22 protein-coding genes are annotated in these 25,647 nt (G+C 69.1%); 13 read left to right on the plus strand and 9 right to left on the minus strand.

The genetic code is table 11. The annotated features are described in order from the left end of the window. Positions 1 to 247: 247 nt before the first annotated feature. Positions 248 to 448: a hypothetical protein gene (locus tag FMP39_RS22305; protein ID WP_216619703.1), complete on the minus strand. Its 201-nt coding sequence runs from the start codon at positions 446 to 448 to the stop codon at positions 248 to 250. Positions 449 to 723: 275 nt separating this feature from the next. Here FMP39_RS22305 and FMP39_RS22310 point away from each other — a divergent pair, with 275 nt between their 5' ends. After that, entirely contained in the window at positions 724 to 3,147 is a 2,424-nt protein-coding gene (locus tag FMP39_RS22310; RefSeq protein WP_141592299.1) for an ABC transporter permease, read from the plus strand. 4 nt (positions 3,148 to 3,151) lie between these two features. Here the strand turns inward: FMP39_RS22310 and FMP39_RS22315 are convergent, their stop codons facing one another. Continuing rightward, entirely contained in the window at positions 3,152 to 4,909 is a 1,758-nt protein-coding gene (locus tag FMP39_RS22315; protein ID WP_141592300.1) for an ABC transporter ATP-binding protein, read from the minus strand. A 103-nt stretch (positions 4,910 to 5,012) separates the two neighbouring features. After that, positions 5,013 to 6,233 (minus strand): M20/M25/M40 family metallo-hydrolase, encoded by a 1,221-nt coding sequence (locus tag FMP39_RS22320; protein WP_141592301.1) that lies wholly within the window; start codon positions 6,231 to 6,233, stop codon positions 5,013 to 5,015. A gap of 286 nt (positions 6,234 to 6,519) precedes the next feature. On the opposite strand from FMP39_RS22320, the gene FMP39_RS22325 reads away from it, so the two are divergent. Next, positions 6,520 to 8,136, plus strand: coding sequence for a GMC family oxidoreductase (locus FMP39_RS22325; RefSeq protein WP_194858520.1), 1,617 nt, complete (start codon positions 6,520 to 6,522; stop codon positions 8,134 to 8,136). Between the two features lie 2 nt (positions 8,137 to 8,138). Here the strand turns inward: FMP39_RS22325 and FMP39_RS22330 are convergent, their stop codons facing one another. Beyond that, positions 8,139 to 8,654 carry an OmpA family protein gene (locus FMP39_RS22330; RefSeq protein ID WP_090491704.1) on the minus strand — a complete coding sequence of 172 codons (516 nt, stop codon included), beginning with the start codon at positions 8,652 to 8,654 and terminating at the stop codon, positions 8,139 to 8,141. A 246-nt stretch (positions 8,655 to 8,900) separates the two neighbouring features. Here FMP39_RS22330 and dgt point away from each other — a divergent pair, with 246 nt between their 5' ends. After that, the gene (dgt, locus tag FMP39_RS22335; protein ID WP_141592312.1) at positions 8,901 to 10,319 is read left to right on the plus strand and encodes a dGTP triphosphohydrolase; all 1,419 of its coding nucleotides are present in this window, start codon (positions 8,901 to 8,903) and stop codon (positions 10,317 to 10,319) included. 15 nt (positions 10,320 to 10,334) lie between these two features. On the opposite strand, the gene FMP39_RS38100 is transcribed toward dgt, so the two are convergent. Further along, on the minus strand, positions 10,335 to 11,072 hold the full coding sequence (locus FMP39_RS38100; protein WP_228558221.1) for a hypothetical protein: 738 nt from the start codon (positions 11,070 to 11,072) through the stop codon (positions 10,335 to 10,337). A gap of 52 nt (positions 11,073 to 11,124) precedes the next feature. Next, entirely contained in the window at positions 11,125 to 11,307 is a 183-nt protein-coding gene (locus tag FMP39_RS22345; protein WP_090491820.1) for a hypothetical protein, read from the minus strand. Between the two features lie 96 nt (positions 11,308 to 11,403). On the opposite strand from FMP39_RS22345, the gene FMP39_RS22350 reads away from it, so the two are divergent. After that, positions 11,404 to 12,078 carry an SOS response-associated peptidase gene (locus FMP39_RS22350; RefSeq protein WP_090491701.1) on the plus strand — a complete coding sequence of 225 codons (675 nt, stop codon included), beginning with the start codon at positions 11,404 to 11,406 and terminating at the stop codon, positions 12,076 to 12,078. Positions 12,079 to 12,088: 10 nt separating this feature from the next. Here the strand turns inward: FMP39_RS22350 and FMP39_RS22355 are convergent, their stop codons facing one another. Together FMP39_RS22355 and FMP39_RS22360 are read right to left on the minus strand one after the other, a co-directional pair. Continuing rightward, a complete protein-coding gene (locus FMP39_RS22355; protein WP_140876523.1) occupies positions 12,089 to 12,478 on the minus strand; it encodes a DoxX family protein in 390 nt (129 codons plus the stop codon). A gap of 58 nt (positions 12,479 to 12,536) precedes the next feature. Then, entirely contained in the window at positions 12,537 to 14,051 is a 1,515-nt protein-coding gene (locus FMP39_RS22360; protein ID WP_141592303.1) for an Hsp70 family protein, read from the minus strand. 260 nt (positions 14,052 to 14,311) lie between these two features. On the opposite strand from FMP39_RS22360, the gene FMP39_RS22365 reads away from it, so the two are divergent. From FMP39_RS22365 to FMP39_RS22375, 3 genes are all read left to right on the plus strand, one after another. After that, a complete protein-coding gene (locus FMP39_RS22365) occupies positions 14,312 to 15,052 on the plus strand; it encodes an AzlC family ABC transporter permease (RefSeq protein ID WP_228558222.1) in 741 nt (246 codons plus the stop codon). Beyond that, the gene (locus FMP39_RS22370; RefSeq protein ID WP_141592305.1) at positions 15,049 to 15,357 is read left to right on the plus strand and encodes an AzlD domain-containing protein; all 309 of its coding nucleotides are present in this window, start codon (positions 15,049 to 15,051) and stop codon (positions 15,355 to 15,357) included. The genes FMP39_RS22365 and FMP39_RS22370 overlap by 4 nt, the downstream gene beginning before the upstream one ends. A gap of 99 nt (positions 15,358 to 15,456) precedes the next feature. Beyond that, the gene (locus FMP39_RS22375; protein ID WP_090491697.1) at positions 15,457 to 16,299 is read left to right on the plus strand and encodes a pesticin C-terminus-like muramidase; all 843 of its coding nucleotides are present in this window, start codon (positions 15,457 to 15,459) and stop codon (positions 16,297 to 16,299) included. Positions 16,300 to 16,445: 146 nt separating this feature from the next. On the opposite strand, the gene FMP39_RS22380 is transcribed toward FMP39_RS22375, so the two are convergent. After that, a complete protein-coding gene (locus tag FMP39_RS22380; protein WP_141592306.1) occupies positions 16,446 to 17,942 on the minus strand; it encodes a sigma-54 dependent transcriptional regulator in 1,497 nt (498 codons plus the stop codon). A gap of 219 nt (positions 17,943 to 18,161) precedes the next feature. Between FMP39_RS22380 and FMP39_RS22385 the strand changes: the two genes are divergently transcribed. The 6 genes from FMP39_RS22385 to FMP39_RS22410 form a co-directional block, all read left to right on the plus strand. Then, entirely contained in the window at positions 18,162 to 18,911 is a 750-nt protein-coding gene (locus FMP39_RS22385) for an OmpA family protein (protein ID WP_141592307.1), read from the plus strand. Positions 18,912 to 18,933: 22 nt separating this feature from the next. Beyond that, complete coding sequence (locus FMP39_RS22390; RefSeq protein ID WP_163884324.1) at positions 18,934 to 19,368, plus strand: chemotaxis protein CheW; 435 nt, start codon at positions 18,934 to 18,936, stop codon at positions 19,366 to 19,368. Between the two features lie 3 nt (positions 19,369 to 19,371). Further along, positions 19,372 to 19,743, plus strand: coding sequence for a protein CrdC (locus FMP39_RS22395; protein ID WP_140794280.1), 372 nt, complete (start codon positions 19,372 to 19,374; stop codon positions 19,741 to 19,743). Then, the gene (locus FMP39_RS22400) at positions 19,740 to 21,527 is read left to right on the plus strand and encodes a methyl-accepting chemotaxis protein (protein WP_141592308.1); all 1,788 of its coding nucleotides are present in this window, start codon (positions 19,740 to 19,742) and stop codon (positions 21,525 to 21,527) included. The genes FMP39_RS22395 and FMP39_RS22400 overlap by 4 nt, the downstream gene beginning before the upstream one ends. Further along, positions 21,524 to 23,341 carry a methyl-accepting chemotaxis protein gene (locus tag FMP39_RS22405; RefSeq protein ID WP_141592309.1) on the plus strand — a complete coding sequence of 606 codons (1,818 nt, stop codon included), beginning with the start codon at positions 21,524 to 21,526 and terminating at the stop codon, positions 23,339 to 23,341. Before FMP39_RS22400 ends, FMP39_RS22405 begins: the two co-directional genes overlap by 4 nt. Next, a partial coding sequence (locus FMP39_RS22410; protein WP_141592310.1) for a response regulator occupies positions 23,338 to 25,647 on the plus strand: 2,310 nt, incomplete at its 3' end. The genes FMP39_RS22405 and FMP39_RS22410, both read left to right, overlap by 4 nt.

Consider the following 25,647-nt stretch of genomic DNA (forward strand, 5'->3'; position numbering starts at 1 on the left):
TCCAGGCGTAGACGTGTTTTCGATGAAATAAATGCTACACGGGAGATTCGGCGCGTTTGACCCGGGTACGGCTGACTCAGGGCTCGCGGGTTGGGAAGGGCGAGGAGCCGGTCTCCAATCCCATCCAGGTGGAACACCACCGGGGCTCGGAGCGAGTGATGCTCCTGCGGCGGGAAGGGGGCAATCCTTGCGTCAAGACAACCTGCTCCCCGGTGCCCAGGGATGAGCGCCGGGGAGCAGAGACCTGCTAGAACCAGCCGTCAGACGTGTGGCTGGTGTGATCCTGCGGCTCCTTGACGACGACGGCGCCCGCGCGAGCGGAGAGCGTGGGGAACTCGCCACGACCGAGGATCATGCTCAGCTGGCCGCGGAGCGCGTCCACCTTCGCGGGATCCAGCTGCTTGAACGTCACCACCTCGGGCTTCAGAACGATGTTGCTCTCAACCATGAGGAACTCCTGGGGAGGTGAATCAAACCACACGCGCGGCACGAACTTGTCGCCGAACGTGCCGAGCCTGACGCCAGTTGATGCATTCAGCTCGGATCTCGAAGAGTACGGTGAACCCCGAGCGAATGTCCAGGCTTAGACATGTTTTTGATGAAATGTCTGCCAGCTTTGAAAATTCGCGGACTTGGGTGTTCTCGGGCGCCGGGCCTGGGCCTTTGTGGTGATGCGCATCGCCGAGGTGCACGCCGCATGGCATGCTCTTGCGCGAGAGGGTCATGGATACAATTCGTCAGGACATCCGGTTTGGCGCCAGGTTGTTGCTCAAGAGTCCGACGTTCACCCTGGTCGCGATGATGACGCTGGCGCTGGGGATTGGCGCGAGCACGGCGATATTCAGCGTGGTCAACTCCATCTGGCTGCAGCCCATGCGTTTCCCGCATGAGGAGCGTCTGGTGATGGTGTGGGACTCGCTTCCCAAGGCGGGTGTCGAGCGGAGCGAGACATCCCTGGCGACGCTGGAGGACTGGACCGCGCAGGCGGGGGTCTTCGAGCACGTGGCGGGGATTGTTCCGCGAAGCTTGAACATGGGCGGCGCGCTGGAGCCGGAGCGGCTCCAGGCGTTTCGGGTGGGCGCCGCGCTGTTCCCCGCGCTGGAGGCGAGGCCCTCGCTGGGCAGGGCGTTCTCCGCGGAAGAAGACCGCGTGGGTGGCGAGGCGGTGGTGGTGCTGTCGGACGCGTTGTGGCGGCGCCGGTTTGGTGGCGCGCCCTCCGTGCTGGGTGAGTCCGTCACGCTGGATGGTGAGCCCTACACCGTCGTGGGCGTGATGCCGAAGAGCTTCGACTTCCCGCCTGGCGCCGAAGCCTGGGTGCCGCTCGCGCCGACGCAGGCGGAGCTGGATGCGCGCGGGGACCGGAAGGTGCGGGTGGTGGGCCGCCTCAAGCCTGGCTTCTCCGTGTCGATGGCGGAGGACGCCCTGCGGGTCCTCGCGGGGCAACTGGCGGAGCGGTACCCCGACACGGATTCGGAGCGCACCGTGCGGCTGACGTCCGTGCGCGAGGCCTACCTGGGGCCCTTGAGGCCGCTGCTCATCACCCTGGCGGGCGCGGTGGGCTTCGTGTTGCTCATCGGGTGCGCGAACGTCGCGAGCCTGCTGCTGGCGCGCGCGGCGGCCCGGCGGCGGGAGCTGGCCATTCGTGGGGCGCTGGGGGCGAGCCCCACGCGCCTGATGGTCCAGGCCCTGACCGAGAGCGTCTTGCTGTCGCTCCTGGGCGGGGGATTGGGAATCCTGGGCGCGCTGTGGGGCACGCACATGATTGCCACCATGCTGCCGCCCGGGTTGGCGGAGCGCCTGCCAGGGTGGCAATCCATCCAGGTGGATGGAGGGGCGCTGCTGTTCTGTGTCGGGCTGTCCGCCATCACCGGGGTGCTGTTTGGTCTGGCGCCCGCGTTCCAGATGTCGCGGCAGAACCCGTTGGAGGCGATGCGGGAGGGAGCGGGCGCCACAGCGGGGCGAAAGCGCATCCGCTCGGCCCTGGTGACGGCGGAGGTGGCCCTGGCCTTGATGCTGGTCGTCGGCGCGAGCCTGATGCTTCGAAGCCTCTACCAGCTCCAGGGGACCTCACCCGGCTTCGCCGCCGAACGCGTGTTCTACTTCGACGTCACGCTGCCGGAGACCAAGTATCCGACGGACGCCGAGCGGGTGCGCTTCTTCCATGCGCTGCAGGAGCGGTTGTCCTCCATGCCGGGAGCCCAGGCCGTCTCGGCGGCGAGCCTGCCGCCCATCAGCCGTCGCAGTCAGAGCTCGAACATCTATCCGGATGGGCAGCCGAAGCCGCTGCCCGGGCAGCTGCCCGAGGCCAGTCAGCGCGTCATCTCCCCGGGCTATTTCCGGACCATGGGCATCCCCTTGCACGAGGGGCGCGATTTCAACGCGTTGGACATTGAGGATTCGCCCCGGGTCGCGATGATCAACTCGGCCCTGGCGCGGCGCTTCTGGCCCGGGGAGTCGCCGCTGGGCAAGCGCTTCTTCACGGGCGGCACCGAGCCGTGGGAGGTCATTGGCGTGGTGGGGGACGTCCGGACGCTGTGGCGCGGGCAGGTGCGTTCATCCGTGCCGGAGTTCTACCTGCCGCTGGCGCAGGCCCCACGTGACGCGATGGTGATGATGGTGACCGTGGGAGGGACGGGAGCGGCTGCGTCGTCGCTGGCGCTGTCCTTGCGTGAGGGAATGGCGTCGTTGGACCCCGAGCAGCCACCGCCGTCGCCGCGGCCTTTGGAGGAGCTCATCGCGGAGTCGTTCGGCTCCAGGCACCTGCTGGCCGCGCTGCTGGGGTTCTTCGCGTGCGTGGCGCTGCTGCTGGCCGCCGGGGGCGTCTACGGCATCATGGCCTACTCCGTCACCCAGCGGCGGACGGAGATTGGCGTGCGCATGGCGCTGGGCGCGCGGGAGGGGAGCATCTTCTGGTTGATATTGAGCCAGGCGCTGCGGCTCGCAGGGCTGGGGGTCATCATCGGCTCCGTGCTGGCGCTGGTCCTGGCGCGGGGCCTGTCGAAGTTGCTCTTCGAGGTCAGCCCCGCGGACCCGCTCGTCTTCCTCGGGACGGCTTGCGTGCTGCTCTTCGTGGCGCTGGTGGCGGGCTACGTGCCCGCCTGGCGCGCCGCGCGCGTCCCGCCCAGCATGGCCATGCGCGAGGAGTGAGGGCTCAGGCGGCGATGAACTGCCGTTCCACGAGGCGCTTGTAGAGGCCATCCTGGGTGATGAGCGCCTCGTGGTTTCCGTGCTGGACGACGCGGCCCTGGTCCAGCACGAAGATGCGGTCGACGCCCGCCACGGTGGACAGGCGGTGGGCGATGATGAGGGTGGTGCGTCCCACCATGAGACGGTCCAGCGCCTCCTTGACCAGGTGCTCGCTTTCGGAGTCCAGCGCGCTGGTGGCTTCGTCCAGGATGAGCAGCCGCGGATCCTTGAGGACCGCGCGGGCAATGGCGACGCGCTGCTTCTGCCCTCCGGAGAGCTGGATGCCCCGCTCGCCGACGCGCGTGCGGTAGCCTTCTGGAAACCGGCTCACGAAGTCGTGGGCATTGGCGACGCGGGCCGCGGCTTCCACTTCCGCATCGGTGGCGTCGGTGCGTCCGTAGCGGATGTTGTCGGCGATGCTGCCCGAGAAGAGCGTGGGCTCCTGCGACACGATGCCGATGTTCTGACGGAGCCAGCGGACGTCGAGCGTTCGCAGGTCCGTCCCATCGACGAGGATGGTCCCCCGCTCCGGATCGTAGAAGCGCATCAACATCGAGGCGACAGTCGACTTGCCCGCGCCCGAGTGTCCCACCAGCGCCACGACTTCACCGGGGGCTACGTCCAGGTCCAGGCCTTGGAGGACGGGCACGTCGCGGCGCGTGGGGTAGCTGAAGCTGACGTCGCGGAAGCGCAGGTGACCTTCCATGTTCGCGGGCCGCTCGCCGCCGCTGACGGCGATGGCGGGCGTACGGTCGATGAGCTCGAAGACGCGCTCGGTGGCGCCTCCGGCCTTCATGAACTCCGCCCACAGCTCGCTCAGGGCGCCGACGGCCATGACGACCATCAGCGTGTACATCAGGAAGGAGGTCAGTCCACCCACCGTGATGTCGCCCGAAACGACCATGTGCGTGCCGTACCAGAAGACGAGCAGGGTCGAAGCCAGGCCGGTGAAGCCCGTTCCTCCCATGAAGAAGCCCGAGGAGACGATTCTCGTGCGCGCCAGCGCCAGGGCCTTGCCGATGGCACGGCCATAGCTCCGGCGCTCCGCGTTTTCGGCGACGAAGGCCTGGACGGTTTGAATGCCGTAGAGGGACTCGGCGGCGACTTCATTGGCTTCGGCCACCGCGGCCTGGGCGTCTCGCGCGAGCTGCCGGGCCTTGCGGCCGTAGAACAGCGCCCCCAGCGTCACGGGGGGGACGACCGCCAGCATGACGAGCGTCAACCGGGGCGAGGTGTAGAGCAGCAGCGCCAGCCCTCCAATCAACGTGGTCGCGTTGCGGAGCATGATGGCGATGTGCGTACTCACGGCGCCCTGGATGAGGGCGGTGTCCGTGGACAGCCGGCTGGTGAGGCCGCCTGTGCGGTGCTGGTCGAAGAACGCGATCTCCTGCTCCAGCAAGCTGCGATACAGCCGCTCCCGCAGGTCGCTGACAATGCGCTCACCCGCGATGTTGAAGAAGGCGAAGCGCAGCCCGATGGCCACCGACTGGATGAAACACACCCCCAGCATCCACAGGGTGGTGTCGTTCACCATGTCGAGCGTGGCGGTGGTCAAGGCTTCGTCGAGGATGACCCGGATGGCCTGTGGGAAGAGCAGGCCTCCCGCGCTCCCGATGAAGAGGAAGCACGTGCCGAGCAAGAGCAGCCTCCACTCGGGACGAGCCAGTGCCAGGACGCGACGAAGGGATGCGTGGCTCAGCGGCGGATTCTGAATCAAGCCCATTTCACGCAGGCTAGTCCAGATGCCGCCAAAGTTGTAATCCCGACAAAACTTGTGATGCAGGGGCCGGCACATGTCTCGCGCCGGGGCCCCTGGGCTTCAGGGCCTACTGCGCGGTGCCCTTGGCCAGCTCGGCGACATAGGCGGCGGCAATCTTGGAGAACTTGAGCGCGTGCGCGGCGCTGCTGTCGGAGTTCAGCAGGGTGTCCCTGGGGGTGTGGATGTTGGGATTCTTCTGGGCGACGGTCCCCTCGAAGGGGATGGAGGCCGCGTAGCCCTGGTTGTGCCAGGAGGCGTGGTCCGAGCAACCGTAGCCGCAGGTCGTGTCGATGTACTGCACGCCGACGTACGTCGTTATCAGGTTGCGGATGAACTGGTTCTGGGCGGCGTTCGTGTTGTCAATGACGATGCCCACATCCCTTGTGGCGTTGGGGTGCTTGTAGTTCGTCATGTCGAGTTGCATCACCCCCACGACGTTGATGTTGTTGCTCTTGTGGGAGAGGGCGATTTCCCGCGAGCCGCGCAGGCCCGTCTCCTCCGCGGCGTAGGCCATGAACTTCACCGTCCGCTCGGGGCGGTAGTTGCGAGCCATGGCGGCGCGGATGACTTCGGTGAACGTCGCGATGCCGGACGCGTCGTCATCGGCGCCAGGCGCGGCGCTGGTGGTGCTGATGGAGTCCAGGTGTCCGCCCACCACGACGACCTCGTTGGACAGCGTGGTGCCGGGGATGGTGAGGATGACCGAGGGCTGCCGCCAGCCCGCGTGCGGGTAGTACGTCACGGTGACGTCCGTGCGCCCCGCGCCGGTGGCGTAGCCCTGCCACTTCGCCAGGAGCATGGCCGCGGCGTCCACGCCCCCTTGCGAGCTCTGGCTGCGCGTGGGGAAGGCGGACAGGTCGGCGATGGTGGTGCGGATGTTCGCGGCAGAGAGCTCACCCATCAGGGTGTTCACGGTCGCGGCGTTGGTGAGGGTGTAGCTGACGGCCTTCTGGGTCGCACTGGGGGCTACGGGCGTCAGGGACGCCAGTGCTTCCTCCTTCGTCTCGTAGGTGATGAAGCCCGCGCACCGGTCGAACTTCTCGTGCATCATCAGCGCCAGCCGCGACAGCTGGGACTCCTTCAGTTGGAACACGCCCGCGTGCTCCTGCTGCTTGAGGGCGGTGGGCACGTTCCAGCCTTCGGCCGCGAAGGTCTCCTGCATGGGCGTGATGGCATCCGTGCCAATCGCAATCCAGACAGTCTTGTCAGCTGGCTTGGCCTTGATCGGCTCGGCAAAGGCCAGCGGGGCATTCAGCAGCAACAGCGAGACCGGCATCCAGGTCTTCATCCGCATTGCTCCTCCAGGGAGACGGCGTTGCGTCGCAGCACGGGGGACGTGCTGCGGAGAGGAGCCTCTGCTTTTCGAGAAATAAAGGCTTTCTGAGTCCTGGTCGGATTGTGAAAAAGAGGACACGCCCAGAGTGAAGTCGCGCTGGGCGGGCAGGCGCTTCGTTCCCCGCACCGCCTGAATCTCCGCGCCGGGCTGATGCATCCCTTTGTCGTAGAGTGGCGCCGCCGGCATGCGCTGGTGCGTGACCTGTGTGGCGTGGTTCCCGTCGGGAGGCAGGATGGCCATGGACTGCGACTGGCTCATCATCGGCTCGGGGTTCGGCGGCAGCGTCAGCGCTCTCCGGCTGGCCGAGAAGGGCTACCGCGTCGTGGTGCTGGAGAAGGGGCGGCGCTTGCGCGCCCCGGACTTCCCGAAGACGAACTGGGCGCTGAAGCGATGGCTCTGGATGCCCACGCTGGGGTGGCGGGGCCTGTTCGAGATGACGTTCTTCCGCCACGTCACCGTTCTGTCGGGCGTGGGCGTGGGCGGCGGCTCGCTCGTGTACGCCAACACGCTCCCCATCCCCCGGGACGACTTCTTCCAGGCCCCTTCGTGGGGCCACCTCGCCCCGTGGAAGGAGGAGCTGGCGCCGCACTACACCACCGCGCGGAGGATGCTGGGCGCCACGCCGAATCCCCTGCGCACCGTGCCAGACCAGGTGCTCCAGGACGTAGGCACGGACCTGGGCCGCACCGACTTCCAGCCCACCACCGTGGCCGTGTACTTCGGCGAGCCGGGCGTCACCGTGAAGGACCCGTACTTCAACGGTGAGGGACCGGACCGGACCGGTTGCACTGCGTGTGGCGGATGCATGCTGGGGTGTCGCTTCGACGCCAAGAACACGCTCGACAAGAACTACCTCCACCTGGCGGAGCGGCGCGGCCTCACGCTGCACGCAGACACCGAAGTCACCTGGGTGCGACCGCTGCCAGACGGGGGCTACGAGGTCGAAGCGCTCCAGGGGGCGCGGCGCTTCTTCCGGAAGAAGGTGCGGTTCACCGCGAAGCACGTCGTCTTCGCGGGGGGCGTGCTGGGCACCCTGGACCTGCTGCTCAAGTTGAAGGCGAGCCCGGACGGGCTGCCGCGCCTGTCGGACCGGCTGGGAGACGGCGTGCGCACCAACTCCGAGGCGCTCGTGGGGGTGGTGAGCGGCCGCAAGGGGCAGGATTTGTCACGGGGCATCGCCATCGGTTCCATCCTGCACACCGATGCCCAGTCGCACCTGGAGCCGGTGCGCTACTCGGCGGGTTCGGGCTTCTTCCGGTTGCTGATGGCGCCGCAGGTGTCCGGGGCCACGATGCTCCAGCGCTTCGTGCGGCTGGTGGGCCTGCTGGTCCGGCATCCGCTGCGCTTCCTCAAGGCGTGGTTCGTCCCGGACTTCGCGCGGCGGACGATGATTCTGCTCTACATGCGCACCCTGGAAGGGCACCTGCGCATGAAGCGCTCGCGGAGGCTGGGGCTGAGCACGGCGCTCCAGGAGGGCCCGGCGCCGAGCGCCAACATGCCGGAGGCGTTCGACCTGGCCCGGCGCGTGGCGGACAAGCTGGATGGCTATCCGATGACCATCGTCAGCGAGACCCTGCTGGGCATTCCGACGACGGCGCACATCCTGGGGGGCTGCTGCATGGGGGACTCGGCGGAGACGGGCGTCATCGACTCGCGGCACCGCGTGTTCGGCCATGAGGGGTTGTATGTGGTGGACGGCTCCGCCATCTCCGCCAACCCGGGCGTCAATCCGTCGCTCACGATTACGGCGCTGGCCGAGCGCGCGATGACCTTCATTCCCGCGGCCCGGACGGCGCCGCGGGACGAGGTGGCCGCGCCCGCGGGGCCCGTGTCCTCGGGCGCCCGCGCGAGCTGAGGCTACAGGCGGACCTGGAGCTCGTAGCGGCGGTTCTTCGCCTTCTTGGCGGCGGTGTCGTCGGGCTTCACCAGCGGCTTCTCGGAGCCGTAGCCCACGGCGATGATTTCGCCCCGGGGGATGCCGCGCGCGATGAGCTCCTTGACGATGGTCTCCGCGCGCTGCTCGCTGAGCTTCTTGTTCTTGGCCGCGTCACCGGTGGAGTCGGTGTGGCCGGAGACCTCGAACTTGTAGGACTTCACGCCGGCGGCGACGAGCTGCTTCTTGGCGTCGACGAGCGCGTTGGTCAGCTTCTTGAGCTTGGCGTCGCAGCCGGCATCGAGCTGGGCGGTGCCTGTCTTGAAGCTGCACTGGTTCTGCCGGCCCTCGTCCATCAGCTTGGTGTTGACGCGCTTCTCCACGGCGGACTTGCCGGCATCGCCCGCGGCCTTGGTGAGGGCGCCGAACCCGCCCTGCGCGAAGGCCACGCCGGGAAGGGTGAGTAGCGACACGGTGATGCACAGGGCCTTGAGCTTCATACGTGAGGACGCCTCCGTTGGATGGGCGGTGTTCGCCGGGCGGAAGGCTGCCCGGGGGCCGCGCCTTCGTCCAGCGGCGCGGTGTCTATTGGGAGGGGTGACAGGGGCCCGTCCGCCCGGCTGGTAAAACTTGCCTCGGTGCGTGAGGGGGGCAGCATGTCACCCCGGGTCCCTTCGCACAGCGAGGCAGGCGTGAGCAGCAGCAGTCGAACGGAGCGTTGGCGGCGGCTTCTTTCAGGTTACCGGGTGGGCTCGGAGAAGAAGCCGGTGGAGGAGCCGGCGCCCGTCCTGAGTGACATGGACGCGCTGCTCCAGGACGAGCGGACCGACTACGACCGGGACTATGACCGCATCGTCTTCTCCGCGGAGTTCCGTTGCCTGCACGACAAGACGCAGGTGTTTCCGCTGTCCACGAGCGACTACACGCGCACGCGGCTGACGCACAGCATCGAGGCTTCCTGTGTCGGGCGCTCACTGGGGAATCTGGCGGGACGGGGACTGCGGGCGCGCGACGTCATGGTGAATCCCTCGCACCTGGGCACCATCGTCGCGGCGGCGTGTCTGGCGCATGACATTGGCAATCCGCCCTTCGGCCACTCGGGTGAGGCGGCCATCCAGCATTGGGTGTCACAGCGGCTGGCGCGGCCCGGTGCCGAGGTGGACGGGCGGAAGAGCCCCTTCGAGACGGTGGAGCAGTGGCAGGACCTGGAGGCCTTCGAGGGCAACGCGCAGGGCTTCCGAATCCTCAACCGGCTTCAGTCTCGGGAGCGGCGGGGCGGCCTGCGCTACACCGCGGCGACGTTGGGGGCGATGAGCAAGTACCCGCGCGCGTCGGTGCTGCCGGGCGGGCGTGAGCGGGACAAGGGGCGCGTGTCTGAGAAGAAGTTTGGTTACTTCCAGGACGACGAGGCCCTGGCGCTGGAGGCGTACCGCGCCGTGGGCCTAGTGGAGCGGGAGGCTGGGGTGTTCTCCCGGCACCCGCTGGCGTTCCTCGTCGAGGCGGCGGATGACATCTGCTACGCGGTCATCGACCTGGAGGACTCGGCGAAGCTGGGGCTGATTCCCATCAAGGATGCGTGTGAGTTGCTGGACGCGGTGCTGCCTCGTCCGGTGAAAGGGCCTGTGCGCCCGCCGCCGTCGCATCCGGAGACGCGGCTGGCGCAGGCGCGAGCGCGGGCCATTGGCGAGCTCATCCAAGCCTCCGTGAAGGTGTTCCTGGAGAACGTGGAGGCGATGGAAGACGGGAAGTGGGAGACGCCGTTGGCCTCCGCGCGGGACGACGTTGCGAAGCCGCTGAAGGCCATCCGCAACCTCACGCGGCGCTACGGCTATGAAAGCGAGCGCGTGCTCCAGATTGAGAGCGCGGGTTTCAAGACGCTGGGCGGATTGCTGGACATGTTCGCGATGGCGGTCGTCACCGACACGCCGAACCGCGAGGAGAAGAAGCTGCGGCAATTGCTGCCACTGGACCTCTTCCAGCGTCCGGAGCACGTCCGGGACATGGCGGAAGCGCCCGCGTCCCGGGACGAAGCCATCACCGAGGCGGTGGCCCGTCTGTCCGAGTACCAGCGGTTGCTGTGCGTGACGGACTACATCTCCGGAATGACGGATGGCTTCGCCGTGGAGCTGTTCCAGCGGCTGTCTGGCATCAAGCTGCCGACGTGATTCGCGTGGCGTGCCTCAGTCCCCGGCGACGGCAATCTGCCAGTCGCCTTCGGGGGTGATGCCCACGCGCAGGCCGAGGTAGCTGCCCTGGTCCTTCATCCCCGCGATTTCCTCGTCCGGGTAGACGCCCTTGAGCGCGGCCCAATCCTTGTCGGACGTCGCGCCAGTGACATGGACGGCTGGCCAGAAGTAGAGATTGTCCTGCTTCGCGTAGGGCAGGTTCAGGACCTGGACGATGCGGGCCAGCTCCGGGTTGCCCAGCTTCTCCGCGGCGCGCCAGTACTCTCCCGCGTCGGTGCCGTCGCCGAAGGTGAACCGCACGGCCTTGCCGTTCTCGTCCGCCAGGGTGTTGAGCGCTGTGTAATCACAGGCCACCGCCGCGGCAATGATGCGCTGACGCATTGACTCCACGGGCGCTGGCAGCGCCGGGGAAGCCGGTGCTGCGCGCGGAGACAAGCTCGCCGCTGAGCAGGTGCCCTTCTCCGCGGCCGGCGCTCCCGTGTACTCGCCGACGCCCGAATCGGCGTTGGCCGCTTCGGCCGTTGCCGAGCCCGGCACCGCGGCATCCGGGCTGCCCGCGCCCTGGGACTCCGTGCTCGGAGCGGGGGAGGGCGTCTGTCCCTTGCCCGGTGCGGCAGGGGCGACAGGCGCAGCGACACCGGAGTCGACTCCGGCGGCGGGGCTCGAGGTTCGCTCGGTGCAGGCGACGAGCGAGGCGGCGACACAGAGAGAAAGCAGAGTAGTCCGGTTCATGGCCCGCCCGTTGTAGTCCAGCAGACACGCGGCAGGCTCCGGATTCCGCTGCTCAGCCGCCGCCTTTTGGTGACTCGATGACGACGGCGAAGGGGTCGAAGGGCTTGTCATCCTTCTTCTTCGCGCTCGGCATGCCGAACTCGCCGGTGGGGTGCTCAGGCCGGACCGACGTGTACGGGTCGATCTTCACCGGAACGCCAAACACCTTCGGGTTCTTCTTGGGGCCGTCGCTCATGCCGCCCATGCTACCGCAGCGGCCACCCGCCTGTTTGGCTGCACTGGCAAGGTGTCTTCTTGGGCATTCGGCCTGCCAGGGCGATACTTCCTGCCCATGTGTGGCCGTGTCACCGTCCGAACCTCTCCTGAGCAGATTGTCACCGGGCTGGGCCTCGCGGGCATCCGTACCGCGGTGGAACGCCCGCGCTTCAATCTCTGTCCCACGCAGTTGATGCCCGTGGTGACCAATGATGGCGCGCGGATGCTGGATGCCTTCCGCTGGGGGCTCGTCCCGTCGTGGGCGAAGGACCCCGCCATTGGCAACAAGCTCATCAACGCACGGGGCGAGACAGTGGCGGAGAAGCCCAGCTTCCGCTCCGCGCTCAAGCGGCGCCGTTGCCTCGTCGTGGTGGATGGCTGGTACGAGTGGAAGCAGTCCACGAAGCCGAAGACGCCGTACTACTTCCACCGCAAGGACGGGCAGCTCCTGACGCTCGCGGGGCTGTGGGAAGAGTGGACCGCGCCCGACACGGGCGAGGTGCTCAACACCTGCACCATCATCACCATCGGGCCCAACGCGCTGATGGCGCCCATCCATGACCGGATGCCCGTCATCCTCGAGCCGGAGGCCCAGGAGGTGTGGCTGCGTCCGGAGCCGCAGGAGTCCTCGGTGCTGCTCCCGCTGCTGGTGCCCTGCGCCGAGGAGTCGCTGGACGCCTACGAGGTGTCGCGCGTGGTGAACTCCCCCGCCAACGACACCCCGGAGTGTGTGGAACGCGTGGCCGCCTGATTCGCGTGGCTCAGGCGCGACGGCGGACCTTCGCGTCGAGGCTCCACGGCCCCGCGCCGATGAGCGCGATTCCGGCCATGACGGCGAGGTAGAGCAGCGCCATTTCCATGCGGCCGAAGGGGTCCGCGCGGTGCCGGTAGAGGGCCACTGCCATGGTGAAGCCCGCCATCGCCGCCGCCGGACGCGTGAAGAGGCCCACGGCCACCAGCAGCCCGCCCAGGAACTCCGCCATCGTCGCGCACCAGGCGAAGAACGTCGGAAACGGGAAGCCGAGCTGCGCCACGCCCGCCGCGAACTTGCTCATGTCGCCGGTGAGCTTGGGCAGGCCGTGCCCCAGCGCCAACGAGAGACCGAACACCACGCGGATCAACGTCAAACCCACCGCGGACTTACCCACCATGCTGTGTACCTCCCAGGTTGCCCGCGCATCCTCGCACGGCGACGTGCGTCACGCAGCGTTACGCGGAGCGCTTGGGCGCACGCATGTCGCTGATGGCCAGCGGATGCCGGGCGCCCTGAGGGGAGACGAGCGCGGCGCTGAGGACGAAGTCCTGGCCCATGCGGAGCTCCAGCGTGGTGGGGCCCTTGTAGGTGGTGCGCCAGTCCAACTCGACGCGGACGGTGCCCAGCAGCTCGCGGTCCACGGTGGTGGTGTCCAGCGCCTCGAAGAGGGCGATGGAGAGCGGCCCGGGAATCATCGGCAGCTCCAGCGTCACGGACTTCGTCGCGGGCACGGGGGTGTTGGCGGGGATGACCTCGTGCTGCGCGCCGCCGGGGACCATGATGCTGATGGGCATGGGCACCACGTCCGCCAGGCCGGTGATGCCGCGCGCCAGGTTCCGGCCGAGGATGGCCGCGCCCACCGCGACGCCGAGCTCCGGATTGACCTCTTTGTCGGAGGACATGCGCTTGAAGTGGGAGAAGCGCTGGCGGATGGCGGGCATGCGCGTCTGGCCGCCGACGAGGACCAGCTCGTCAATCTGCTCTGCCTTCAGCTTCGCGCGCTCCAGCACGTCGTCGCAGGCGGAGGCGGTGCGCTCGATGAGCTGGAAGGCCATCTCCTCCAGGCGCTTGCGGGTGAGCGTGTAGTCGAAGTCGATGAAGCCGCCGTCCTTCTGGGCGATGCACGGCACGCGGAGCACCGTGGCGTCGCGCTGGCTCAGCGCCATCTTCGCGGACTCAGCGGCGAAGACGAGCCGCTGCATCACCACCTTGTTCCCGCGCAGGTCGATGCCGTGCTTCTGCTGGAAGTCGTCCACCAGCATCTCCACGATGCGCTCGTCGAAGTTGGCGCCCCCCAGGAAGGCATCACCGCCGGTGGCCAGCACCTTCACCACCTTGTTCTGCACCGCGAGCAGGGTGGCGTCGAAGGTGCCGCCGCCCAGGTCGAACACCATCACCGTCTGCTCGGGGTTGCGCAGGTTGGCGTAGTAGAGCGCGGCGGCGGTGGGCTCGTTGACGATGGCGCGCACCTGGAGGCCGGCCTGCTCCGCGGCATGGCGCACCGCCGCGCGCTGGCGGCTGCTGGCGTGCGCGGGCACGGTGAGCACGCACTCGCGGAAGGGCGTGCCGGCGGTGTGGTTCGCCAACGTGAGAATCTGCTTGATGATGAGGTGCGCCACTTCCGTCAGCGACGTCTGCTTCCCGTACATCGTCACGGCCGTGTAGCCGTCCTCGGCCTCGACGAGCTCGAAGGCGTACTTGTCCTTGTGCTGGGTGACGTACTCGGACTGGAAGCGGCGGCCCAGGAAGCGCTTGGCGCCGAAGACGGTGTGGCGAGGGTCATCAATGATTTGCCGGCGCGCGGCGTGGCCAACGATGGCCTTGTCCGCCGCGTGGAACCAGACGACGGAGGGCAGCGTGATGCTCTTGTCCGTCACCGGAACGACACGAAGCTTGCCGGCCTTGTCGAAGAAGGCCGCGGCGGTGTTGGTGGTCCCGAAGTCGATGCCAAGGATGGAGCCCGTACTCATCACCGCTGACTCTCCCACGTCCCGTGGGCACGTTCAGCCCCTGAAAATGTCATCGAGTACAGCGTGGGTGGGTCACTTGAAGCCCTGTTGCGCTTCGCTTCACTCCGCGGCGGCGGTGGGAGGCGACGGGCAGTAGAAATGTACCGTTGGGTGGGCGCAGCGCGTACGCGGGGGCTTGCCGGCTCGAAGGCTGGGGCCTCGAGGTCCGTGCCGGTGTTCGTCGTTGACCGGCCCGTGTCTTCGTTTCATGGATGCGCGCCATGGCCATGGGGCATGTGGATCGAAGTCTGGTTCGGGATGTCGCGGCGATTGCCGCCGCCTCTGGCGTCATCGGGGCTTCGTTCGGCGCCATCGCGGTGGCGTCGGGATTGTCGGTGTGGGTCGCGTCGGCCATGTCCGTGCTCGTCTTCGCGGGCGGTTCGCAGTTCATGGCCGTGGGGGTGGTGGCGGGCGGTGGCAGTCCCGTGGCCGCGGTCATCGCGGGGCTGCTGCTCAACGCGAGGCACCTGCCATTCGGTCTGGTGATTTCGGACGTGCTGGGAAAGCACTGGCTCGTGCGGCTGATTGGCACGCACTTGATGGTGGACGAGTCCGTGGCGTTCGCGCTCGCGCAGCCCACGCCAGAGCGCCGGAAGGCGGCGTACTGGCTGTGCGGTGGGGCGCTGTTCATGGCCTGGAACGCGGGCGTCCTCGTCGGCGCCCTGGCGGGAACGGCGCTGGGCAGCCCGGAGGCGATGGGGCTCGATGCCGCGTTCCCCGCCGGGTTGCTGGCGCTGCTGCTGCCGTCGCTGACCGCCCCCGCCAAGCCTCCGAACGCCGAGCCCGGTACCGCGGAGAGTGAGGTCGAGACTGCACGCGCCCACGAGGCCCGCGCGGCGGCTGCCCAGGCGCGCTGGGTGGCGGGGGGCGCGGCGCTCATCGCGCTCGCCACCACGCCGATTCTTCCCACGGGGGTTCCCGTGCTGCTCTCGCTGCTGGCGCTCGGGCTGGTGCTGCGATGACGCTGCTCCCCATCCTGGTTCTGGCGGCGGGCACCTATGCCTTCCGGCTCGCGGGCCCGCTGCTGAGCCAGCGCATGCAGGTGTCCGCACGGGTCCAGGGCCTGCTGTCCCTCTCCGCGATTGCGCTGCTCACCGCGCTGGTGGCCACGGCCACGCTGTCGTCGAACGGGGGCTTCTCGGGCTGGGCACGTCCGGCGGGGGTGCTCGCTGGCGCCGTGCTGGCGTGGCGGAAGCTGCCCTTCGTCGTCGTGGTGGTGGGGGCGGCGGGTGTTACAGCTTTGTTACGAGTATCGGGAGTGAGTTGAATTTTGGCTAAATCGCGCACTGCGGCTTGATGAAGGGTGATGTGGGTGGCAGGCTCCACACTGTTAGTCGAATCTTCCCGGACTCAGTGAGGACTTGCCATGACTGGAATCGATCGCTCTTCGTCTTCAAGAAGCTCCCAGCGGGAGTCGCGGGTGTCGGGAGGGGACTCCGCCCGCGGCCTCCGGAATGAGACGAACCGGCGCGAGGACGCGCGGCAGCCCGAGCAGAACAAGGCCAAGGGCTATTCGGTGAAGGACGGCTGGGATTCGCGGCCCGCCCACGCGGCGAAGCAGTCGCAACCGGCGGTCGAGGCCCAGGCCGTGGCTCCGGAGGGCGGAGTTGCCGCCGCGACGGAGCCGGACGTCGACTGGGACTTCATCGCCGAGCAGGAGGGCCGGGCGGTACAGGATGGCTATGTCCCGGACGCCACGGGGAGCAAGAGCGGTGTCACGGTGGGCACGGGCGTGGACCTGGGCGCCCGGGACATGAACGATTTGGACCGGCTGGGGCTGTCGGACGCGCTGAAGACGAAGCTGGAGCCCTACCTGGGCAAGAAGGGCCAGGACGCCGCGGACTTCCTGGCGGAGAACCCGCTGAACCTGACGGCGGAAGAGGTCAAGGAGCTGGACCGGGCCGTGAAGGGCGAGGCGCTGGACAACGTCGTCAATGAGTACAACACCGAGGTCGAGCGCCTGAACGCCGCGGACGGTGGCAGCCGGCCGAAGTTCGCGGAGCTGCCGCGGGAGATGCAGACGGTGATTGCCTCCGTGGGCTTCCAGTACGGCTCGCTGAAGACGGCCACGCCCAACTTCTTCGCGCAGGTGACGGAGCAGCGGTGGGACGACGCGAAGGCCAACCTGGAGGACTTCGGTGACCGCTATCCGTCGCGCCGTGGCCGCGAGGCGGATCTGCTGGGCGAGGGCATCGCGACTCTGAGCTGAACTCGCTGCGGCCAACACAGCCCGGAGCGCGGCGGAGACGCCGAGGCTCCGGGCCTGCGCCCGCAGTGCCGGAGCCGCCGGGCTGTAGCGGCCCGTGATTGCTTTCGCGCGTCTGGAATTGCCTGGCGGTAATGGCTGTCAGGCAGTCAGGATTCGCTCTGTCCGCGCCGCAAGCCCAAGGCCTTCATCTTCTTGTAGAAGTGACCGCGTTCCAGGTCGAGCAACCGCGCGGCTTCCGTCACGTTGTCGTGTGTATGGGAAAGCACGTGCTGGATGATTTCCCGCTCGGCGTCTTCCACCTGCTCGCGGAACGTCCGGTCCGCGCGAGGCCGGAAGCCCACGGGCGCGGGAGGCTCGGTCGCCACCGGGGCGGCGATGGCGGGCGCGGGCGTACTGGACGCCAGGACCACGGCCGCCTCAGGAGAAGGAGGGGGCAGGGGGCTCGCGGGTGTCTCCACCGGTGCGGGCGGCGGCACGTTCTTGCCCCGGGGCAACAGCTCCAGCGCATCCGTCCGGGTGACGATGGGGCCTTCACACAGGATGGCCAGCCGCTCCACCAGGTTGCGCAGCTCGCGCACGTTGCCGGGATAGTCGTAGGCGCTCATCACCGCCAGCGCGTCGGGGGACAGCGTCAGCGGCCGGCGTCCATTCTTGGCGCAGGCCTCGTCGAGGAACGTCTTGATGAGGTCCGGCAAGTCTTCGCGCCGCTCACGCAGCGGGGGCGAATGAATCTGCACCACGTTGATGCGGTAGTAGAGGTCCTCGCGGAAGCGCCCGGCGGCAATCTCCGCCTCCAGGTTCTTGTTCGTCGCCGCGACGACGCGCACGTCCACCTTGTGCGTCTCCGCGCCGCCCACGCGCTCCAGCTCGCCTTCCTGCAACACGCGCAGCAGCTTGGCCTGCATCGCCTGCGGCATGTCGCCAATCTCGTCCAGGAAGAGCGTGCCCTCGTGGGCCAGCTCGAACTTGCCCCGCCGCACGCTCACCGCGCCGGTGAAGGCGCCCTTCTCGTGGCCGAACAGCTCGCTCTCGATGAGCTCATGCGGCACCGCGGCGCAGTTGAGCTTCACGAAGGGCTGCCCCTTGCGCTTCGAGTGCTGGTGCAGCGCCCGCGCGATGAGCTCCTTGCCCGTGCCGTTCTCACCTGTAATCAGCACCCGGCCCTCGGAAGGCGCCGTGCGCTGGATGAGCGAGAAGATGCGCTGCATGGCCGGTCCACTGCCGACCATGTCGTAGCGGCCCAGCTGTGCCCGCAGCTCCTGGAGCTCCGCCATGGCGGCCTGGTGCTTGAGCACGTTGCGCAGCGCCACCAGCAGCCGCTCCCGGGCGATTGGCTTTTCCAGGAAATCCCTGGCCCCTAGCTGGGTGGCCTTCACCGCGGTGTCGATGGTGCCGTGCCCGGACATCATGATGACGGGCAGCTCCGGCTTCAGCTCGGTCAGCTTCGCCAGGGCCGTGAGGCCGTCCATGTCCGGCATCTTCACGTCCATCAACACCGCGTCCACGGGACGGGCGCTGACGACATCCAGGGCCACCTGCCCGCTGTTGGCCAGGTGCGTCTGATACCCCGCCAGTTGGAGCGACTGGCTCAGGGTGAGGAGGATGTTCTTCTCGTCATCGACGATGAGGACAGAGGCGGGCATGGCGGGCTTTCCCCGAGGCGCGCCACGGGGCGCGCCACACGCGGGTCAATCGTGACAATCTCACGGAAAATATTTGGAGATTCAAGGGTTTCGGCGATGGGGTGGGGTGTCCTGCGCGGGACAAATGTTTTGACTCACCCCCTCCAGTGAGACTACACGCCAACGACTACACCCCGCGGGCGCGGGCGCGTTTTCGACTACAGAATTCTGGAGGAAATAATGCGTCAGATTTCCCTTTTGGCGGGGCTCTCCCTCGCCGTCGCCATCATGGGCGGCTGCACCCCTTCCTATCCGAAGTGCAACGAGGATGAGCACTGCGCGGAGAAGGGCGAAGTTTGCGTTCAGGGCCAGTGCCAGGAGTGCGCCACCGACGCCAACTGCCAGGAGGGTTTCACCTGCCAGGCGAACAAGTGCGCCCCCAAGCCGCCTGAGTGCACCACGGACAGCGCTTGTGGCAGCGGCCGTATCTGCGAGGCCGGCAAGTGCGCCGAGGCCCAGTGCCAGCAGGACACCCAGTGCCCCGGCGGCGGCAAGTGCGAGTCCGGCCGTTGCCAGGTCCCCGAGAACACCTGCGCGTCCAGCGCTGACTGCGGCGAGGGCCAGGAGTGCCAGGCCGGCCAGTGCGTGACGGCCTCCGCGGAGCGCTGCGACTGGAGCCCCATCCCGTTCGGCTTCAACGAGTCCGGCCTGTCCGCGGACGCGCAGCAGCGCCTGTCCGACCTGGCTCAGTGCATGAAGACCGCGCCGGGCCGCGTCACCCTGGCGGGCCACGCCGACGAGCGCGGCACCGAGGAGTACAACCTCCAGCTCTCCAACCGCCGCGCGGCGTCCGTCAAGCGCTACCTGACGGACCTGGGCGTGCCGGCCAGCCAGCTGGGCACGGTGGGTTATGGTGAGACCCGCCCGGTGAACTCCGCTTCGTCCGAAGACGCGTGGTCCGAGAACCGCCGCGTCGAGTTCCAGCGCTAGTCTGAGGTAGGCTGCGCGTGTGATGGCCGTCCAAGAGCCGGAAGCGCGTCAGTCCTATCTCGTCTTCGCCTGTGGCAGTAGCTGGTATGCGGTACCCGCGGAGAGCGCGGCGGAGGTCGTGACCTTCCCCGAGCTCACGCGGGTGCCCGGCGCTCCAGCCCACCTGCTGGGCGTGTTCGCGCACCGGGGTGAAGTCATCCCCGTCGTGGACATGGGCCTGCTGGTGGGCGGCGTCAGTCAGGGTTCCCGAAGGGCGGTGCTCGTGCGCCTGCCGCGTGGGACCCTGGCCCTCACGGCCAGTACGGTGGCCGGCGTCTCCCCGGTGACGGGCACGCTGGAGCCCCTGGGCCCTACGGGCGTCCACGTCCACCTGCGCGGCCCCGCCAAGAGCGGCCCCCGGGACGTGGCCGTCATCGACCCGGAAGGGCTCTTCGACCACCTCAGTCAGGGGACCTGAGTCATGGAGCCGCCGGGCCACGTCCGGGGAATGCTCCTGTGTCATGCCGGTCCCCACCGGCTCGCCTTCCATGCGCACGAGGTGGCCTCCATCGCGTCGCCCTCCGGGCACGCGGCGGCCTCCGCGCGCCGGGCCTTCCATGAGACGGAGGGTTCCGCCCGCGTGCTGGTGTCCGCCTCGGGCGGGGCGGTGGGCGTGGACGCGCTGGAAATCGACGCGGAGCCGCACCGGGTGCTGCCCGCGCCGCCGGTGACGGTGCGCGCGTCGGGGGGCAGCCTCCAGGGCTTCGTGATGGCGCGAGGAGAGCTGTGGCCCCTCGTGGGACTGGCGGACTTCGAGCGCTTCCTGCGCGGGCATCCAGGGGAGGGTGCATGACGGTGCCCGGGGGCATGAGGGGCCTGGCGCGGTGGACCGCGCGTCCCGCGTTGTTGGGCAGTTCCATGGGCACGGTGCTGGTGCTGCTGCACTGCCAGCTCACCGGCACGGTGCCCGAGGGCACCTGGGGGCCCTTCCTGTTGCTGGTGGGCGTGGCGCTGTCGCTGGCGCACTGGTTCACCGGCGTCCATGGACGGCGCGCGCTGCGGGTGCTGTACGCGCTGGGCGAAGGCCGGCTGCCGTCCACGCACGAGGCCCTGCTCAAGGCGCTGCTGGAAGCGCGCTCCTTCCCGGAGCGGAGCTTCGCCTTCGTCCTTCAGTGCTGGCTGTTGGCCTCGCTGGGCGTGGCGCTCGTCTTCGTTCCGCTGGTGGGTGGGACGTGGATGCTGGGGATGCGGCTCGCGCTGATGGGCCTGTTCCTGGGGCCGCTGAGCGCGCTGTTCGTCTACCTGATGGTGGCTCGCCGCGCCCGCAAGGCGGTGGAGTTGGTGGCGGCCCAGGGCTTGTCCCCGCTGGAGGTGGTGGCCACGGCGCCGCCGCGCCGCCTGCACATCCGCCGGCGGATGGTGCTCTTCACCGCCATCGCCGTGCTCAGTCCGTCCTTCTTCATCCTCGACGCGTCGGTGACGCGGGCGATGGACGCGGTGGATGCGATGGTGGGCGCGCCAGCCCACGTGCAGCGCGACGTGGCGGGACGGGCCAGTGAGACGAGCGGGCTCGCGGTGGCTGGATTGGTCGCGGTGCTGGTGATGATGACGGCCTATGTGGGCGGCGCCGTCATCGCCGAGCCGCTGCGCTCCATCACCGAGGATGCGACGCGCATCGCCCAGGGCGACTTCCGCCCGCCGCGCATCATCGCCGCGGAGGACGAGGTGTGGGCCACCTCCGCCGCCTTCGCGCAGATGCAGACGCAGCTGGGGCAGGCGCTGGCACAGCTGCGGCGCGCGGGCCTCCAGATTTCCACCACCACCGAGCAACTGGTGGCCACGTCCGGTGAGCAGGAGTCCGGCGCGGATGAGCAGTCCGCGTCGCTCAACGTGACGAGCGCCACCACGGAGGAGCTTGCACGCTCGGCGCAGCAGATTGCCGGCAATGCGGAGTCGGTGTCCGCCATCGCCGAGACGACCTTCGCCGCCGCGCAGACGGGACAGCGAGGCGCCGCCGCCTTCCTGGGCGCGATGCAGCGCATGAAGGAGGACAACCAGGCCATCGCGGACGCGGTGGTTCGGCTCAACAAGCGCGTGCAGCAGATTGGCAAGGTGGTGGAGTTCATCAACGAGATTGCCGACAAGTCCGACCTGCTGGCGCTCAACGCCGAGTTGGAAGGCACCAAGGCGGGCGAGGTGGGCCGCGGCTTCTCATTGGTGGCCGCGGAGATGCGGCGTCTGGCGGAGAACGTCATCCGTTCCACGAAGGCGATTGAGCAGCTCATCGCGGAGATTCGTGATGCGACGCACGCCGCGGTCATGGCCACCGAGGCGGGGCTGAAGACGACGGACGCGGGCACGGTGCTGGCCGCGCAGGTGGACGAAAGCCTGAGCCTCATCCTGGAGCTGGCCCGGCAGACGTCCCACGCGGTGCGCAGCATCTCCTTGGCCACGCAGCAGCAGCAGACCGGAACGGACCAGTTGGCGGCCGCCATGGGCGACATCCTTCGCGTCACCGAGCAGAACTTCGCGGCCACCAAGCAGATGGCGGCGGCCAACGCCGACCTGTCCACCCTGGCGCGTGATTTGAAGGACGCGGTGGAGCGCTTCCACGTCGGGCCGGGAGGTGACGCGTGAGCGCGCAGAAGGGCCCCAGGCGGGCCTCCTTCAGCCGGCACCTCATGGCGCCCGTCCCGCTGGCGAACCTCGTGGGCGCGGCGCTCAGCTTGCGCTTCGCCTCGCTCACCCTCGCCGAGCCGCTGGCGGGCCGGATGGGCTTGATGGGCATCCTGGGCGGCGCGCTCTGCGCGACGGCGCTGGTGTCGGGGGCCGCTGTGTCCCTGGGACGGCAGCGCACCCTGCGCGGGCTGGAGCGTGGGGATGTGCCCACCACGCCGCAGACGCTGGCGTCGGCGGTGGCGGAGGTGACGCGCGCGCCGGACGAGGCCTTCCTGGGCTCGCTGGGACTGTGGCTGGTCACCACCCTGACGCTGGGCGCGTGCATGTGGCTGGGCGTGGGCGTGGAGTTGGCGGTGGCCGCTCGCATCGCCGCGCTGGGCCTGCTCTTCGGGCCGTTGACCGCGCTGCTCGTGTACTGCCTCGTCGTGCTTCGTTCGCGCAAGGTGGTGCTGTGGCTGGCGGAGCTGGGCATGACGCACGCGCAGCTCATCGAGGCCATGCCCCGGCGCGCGGAGCTGCGTGCGCGGCTGGCGGCCTTCGCCTTCGTGGCGGTGATGACGCCCGCGGTGCTGTCCGCGCAGCTCGCGTCGGCGCTGAGCAACCACATCTTCACCCGGCTCATGGCGGAGCGGGACGTCAGCCGTCAGGTGATGTTGGCGCAGGAGCTTCGAGTCGAGGCGCTGACGCAGGGCGGAGGGCTGGTGCTGCTCGTCTTCGCGCTGGCGCTGACGGCCGCCTACCTGGGCGGCACCATGCTGGGGCGGCCCCTCCGGGAGCTGTCGCGCGAGGCGAAGCGCATCGCCGAGGGGGACCTGGCCAGCCCGCGCGTGGTGCCCGCGGAGGACGAGGTCTGGGACGTCTCCGCGGCGTTCACCACCATGCGCGTGCATCTGGCGGACGTGATGTCGCAGTTGCAGCGGGCGGGCGCGCAGATTTCGGCGACGACGGAGGAGATTCTCACCACGTCGGGACGCTACGAAGCGGGCGCCACGGAGCAGGCCAGCTCGCTGGACGAGACGAGCGCCACCACGGAGGAGCTGGCGCGTTCGGCGCGGCAGATCGCCGAGAACGCGGGCTCGGTGGCGGAGATTGCCCAGCGCACGCTGGGCGCGGCGCAGCAGGGGCAGGGGAGCGCGGAGGCCTTCCTGGGCTCCATGGCGCGCATGCGCCAGGACAACGGCGCCATCTCCTCCGCCGTGGTGCGGCTCAACAAGCGCGTGCAGCAGATTGGCAAAATCGTCGAGTTCATCAACGGCGTCGCCGACAAGTCGGAGCTGCTGGCGCTCAACGCCGAGCTGGAGGGCACCAAGGCCAGTGAGGTGGGCCGGGGCTTCTCGCTGGTGGCCGCGGAGATGCGGCGGCTGGCGGAGAACGTGCTGGAGTCCACGAAGGAGATTGAGGGCCTCATCGAGGAGGTGCGGGAAGCCTCCGCCGCGGCCGTGTCCGCCACCGAGGGCGGCGTGCGCGCGGTGGAGACGGGCACCACGCTGGCGCAGCAGGTGTCCGAGTCGCTGCGGCAGATTGTCGACCTGGCCGGGCAGACGTCCTACGCGGTGCGCAGCATCTCCCTGGCCACACAGCAGCAGCAGATGGGCACCGACCAACTCGCCGACACGATGGCGGACATCCTCCGCATCACCCAGCAGAGCCTCAACGCCACCAAGCAGGTGACGACGGCGAACACGGACCTGCTCGTGCTCGCCAGGGACCTGCAGGGCGTGGTGGAGCGCTTCCAGATTGGCCAGGAGCCGCTGGGGGAGGAGGGCGGGTGACCCCGAGCGAGCGCCTGCTCAGGCAGTTCCGGGACCTGGTGACGGTGCGCCTGGAGCGCATCACCCGGTCCTTGATGGAACTGGAGTCTGGCGCCAGCGCGGAGGCGGGGCGGGGCGTGCTGCGAGAGCTGCACGGCTTGAAGGGGGAAGCCCGGATGATGGGCTTCGATGACGTCAACGTGCTGGTGCACGAAATGGAGGAGCTGGTCCGCTGCACCGAGCCCTTGCGCTACGCGCTCTCCCCCGCGTCCACGGATGCGTTGCTGACCACGGCGGACGCCGTGCTCGTGTTCTCCGGGACGCAGGCCGCCGATGAGCCGCCGCCCGCGGTGGAGCGGCTCGTCGCGTGGTTGCAGGAGTGCGTCCGCTCCGAGTCGGTGCGGCTGCCGCCCGGAAGTCTCGCGCCCGCAGAAGGAGCCCCCGCGACTCCGGAGGCCGCTGGCCGCGTAGGCGCCCAAGGTGGCCCCCACTCCACCGTGCAGACGAACCCGGGGGCTTCTCCGGGGCGGCTGTTGACGGTCCCCGTCGCGGAGGGGAGCCGGCCTCACGTGCCTCCACCGGGCCGGAGCGCGATGCCGAGCCTCGTCTCTCCGCAAGCCTCTGGCGCCGCGGCGTCCTCCGGCGCGGGAGCCCGGGCGGCCTCCTCGGCTCCGACGGTGCAGGGTTCCAACGGCCTCACGGCGCCCCGGCAGCCCGAGTCGCGTCCGGACACCGCGGTGCGCATCGGCGTGGAGAGCCTGGACCTGCTCACCAGCGCCGTCACCAACCTCACGCAGGTGGCGCGTCGCCGGGAGCTGGCCAATGCCCGGCGCCTGGCCCTGGCTCGTGAGCTGAGCCAGCTTGCCCGCGAGGCGGAAGACCTGGGGCCCGCGGGCGCTGCGTTGGCGGCACGGTTGGGCTCAGCCAAGGAGATGGCCGCGGTCCTCCACCGCGAGTCGAAGCTGCTTTCCAACGCGGAGCTGCGCGACCTGGGCATGTTGGTGGAGGAGGTGCAGACGCTGCGTATGTTGCCGCTCTCCGTCCTCTTCGAGCCCTACCCCCGCATGGTGCGCGACCTGTCCCGCGCGCTGGGCAAGGAGGTGGAGCTGGTCGTCGACGGCGAGGACACTCGCGCCGACCGCGCCGTCGTGGAGGCGCTTCGCGAGCCGTTGATGCACCTGGTCCGCAACGCCCTGGACCACGGACTGGAGACGCGGGTGGACCGCGTCACGGCGGACAAGAAGCCGCGTGGCTGTCTCACGCTGCGTGCCGCTCGAGAGGGCAACCGCATCAACCTCCGTGTTGAAGACGACGGCATGGGCGTGGACCCCGTCCAACTCCGCAAGGTGGCCGTGCGCAGGGGGCTGTTCGACGAGAGCGCCGCCAATGCCCTGTCGGACGCCGCGGCCCGCGAGCTCATCTTCCTGCCGGGCTTCACCTCGCGGGACGTCGTCACCGACTTGTCGGGCCGGGGCGTGGGCTTGGACGCGGTGCGCACCTCCATCCAGGCCCTGGGCGGTGACGTCGGGGTGGAGTCAGCACCGGGCTGGGGCACCATCTTCGAGCTGCGCGTCCCCGTCTCCCTCACCGTGGCCCCGCTGCTCTTCATCCAGGTGGGGACGGAGACGCTGGCCCTGAGCGCCACCCATGTCTCGCGGGCGCTGAAGGTGGACTCGGCGGACCAATGCGAGGTGGCCGGCCGCCCGTCGCTCCTGGTGGAAGGCCGGGTCCTGCCGCTGGCCCCGCTGTCGTCACTGCTGGGGCTGGGGCCCCCGCGGCCCGCTCGCGAGGGTGAGCTGGCCCTGGTGGTGAAGAGCCAGAGCGGCGCGGCAGCGCTGGTGGTGGACCGCGTCCTGGAGGAGCGGGTCCAGGCCATCCTCCCCCTGAAGGGCATCCTGGGCCGCTTCGGCCACCTCACCGGAGCCACGTCCCTGGCGGATGGGCGCCTGGCCATGGTGCTCTCGGCGGCCTTCCTCACCGCCAGCGCCCACCAAGGCAATGCCTTGCCGCGTCCACCCCCCTCGGTGGAGCCCGGTCCCGAGGCCCGGCGGCGCCGCATCCTGGTGGTGGACGACTCGCCCCTCACCCGGGAGCTCATCGCCAACCTGCTGGAGGCGGTGGGGTACGACACCGTCATCGCCTCGGACGGCGCGGAGGCCCTGGAGGTCCTGGAGTCGCATCCCGTGGACCTGGTCGTCACGGACCTGGAGATGCCGGGGGTGAACGGCCTGGAGCTGGCCCGACGCCTGAAGGGGCACCCCGTCCATTCGAGGCTCCCGGTGGTCATCCTCACCACCCGCGGGGGGGAGGAGGACCGGCGGCGGGGG

The organism is Myxococcus sp. AB056, assembly GCF_006547365.1.
Taxonomy (GTDB): Bacteria; Myxococcota; Myxococcia; order Myxococcales; family Myxococcaceae; genus Myxococcus; species Myxococcus virescens.

Excerpts from the sequence above, each read along its gene's own strand:
- FMP39_RS22375 (WP_090491697.1), top strand. The coding sequence starts at position 15,457 with ATGACTGGAATCGATCGCTCTTCGTCTTCAAGAAGCTCCCAGCGGGAG.
- FMP39_RS22345 (WP_090491820.1), bottom strand. The coding sequence starts at position 11,307 with ATGAGCGACGGCCCCAAGAAGAACCCGAAGGTGTTTGGCGTTCCGGTG.
- FMP39_RS22330 (WP_090491704.1), bottom strand. The coding sequence starts at position 8,654 with ATGAAGCTCAAGGCCCTGTGCATCACCGTGTCGCTACTCACCCTTCCC.
- FMP39_RS22385 (WP_141592307.1), top strand. The coding sequence starts at position 18,162 with ATGCGTCAGATTTCCCTTTTGGCGGGGCTCTCCCTCGCCGTCGCCATC.
- FMP39_RS22350 (WP_090491701.1), top strand. The coding sequence starts at position 11,404 with ATGTGTGGCCGTGTCACCGTCCGAACCTCTCCTGAGCAGATTGTCACC.
- FMP39_RS22360 (WP_141592303.1), bottom strand. The coding sequence starts at position 14,051 with ATGAGTACGGGCTCCATCCTTGGCATCGACTTCGGGACCACCAACACC.
- FMP39_RS22325 (WP_194858520.1), top strand. The coding sequence starts at position 6,520 with ATGGACTGCGACTGGCTCATCATCGGCTCGGGGTTCGGCGGCAGCGTC.
- FMP39_RS22320 (WP_141592301.1), bottom strand. The coding sequence starts at position 6,233 with ATGAAGACCTGGATGCCGGTCTCGCTGTTGCTGCTGAATGCCCCGCTG.
- FMP39_RS22390 (WP_163884324.1), top strand. The coding sequence starts at position 18,934 with ATGGCCGTCCAAGAGCCGGAAGCGCGTCAGTCCTATCTCGTCTTCGCC.
- FMP39_RS22355 (WP_140876523.1), bottom strand. The coding sequence starts at position 12,478 with ATGGTGGGTAAGTCCGCGGTGGGTTTGACGTTGATCCGCGTGGTGTTC.
- FMP39_RS22305 (WP_216619703.1), bottom strand. The coding sequence starts at position 448 with ATGGTTGAGAGCAACATCGTTCTGAAGCCCGAGGTGGTGACGTTCAAG.
- FMP39_RS22380 (WP_141592306.1), bottom strand. The coding sequence starts at position 17,942 with ATGCCCGCCTCTGTCCTCATCGTCGATGACGAGAAGAACATCCTCCTC.
- FMP39_RS22310 (WP_141592299.1), top strand. The coding sequence starts at position 724 with ATGGATACAATTCGTCAGGACATCCGGTTTGGCGCCAGGTTGTTGCTC.
- FMP39_RS38100 (WP_228558221.1), bottom strand. The coding sequence starts at position 11,072 with ATGAACCGGACTACTCTGCTTTCTCTCTGTGTCGCCGCCTCGCTCGTC.
- FMP39_RS22370 (WP_141592305.1), top strand. The coding sequence starts at position 15,049 with ATGACGCTGCTCCCCATCCTGGTTCTGGCGGCGGGCACCTATGCCTTC.
- FMP39_RS22365 (WP_228558222.1), top strand. The coding sequence starts at position 14,312 with ATGGCCATGGGGCATGTGGATCGAAGTCTGGTTCGGGATGTCGCGGCG.
- FMP39_RS22395 (WP_140794280.1), top strand. The coding sequence starts at position 19,372 with ATGGAGCCGCCGGGCCACGTCCGGGGAATGCTCCTGTGTCATGCCGGT.
- FMP39_RS22400 (WP_141592308.1), top strand. The coding sequence starts at position 19,740 with ATGACGGTGCCCGGGGGCATGAGGGGCCTGGCGCGGTGGACCGCGCGT.
- FMP39_RS22315 (WP_141592300.1), bottom strand. The coding sequence starts at position 4,909 with ATGGGCTTGATTCAGAATCCGCCGCTGAGCCACGCATCCCTTCGTCGC.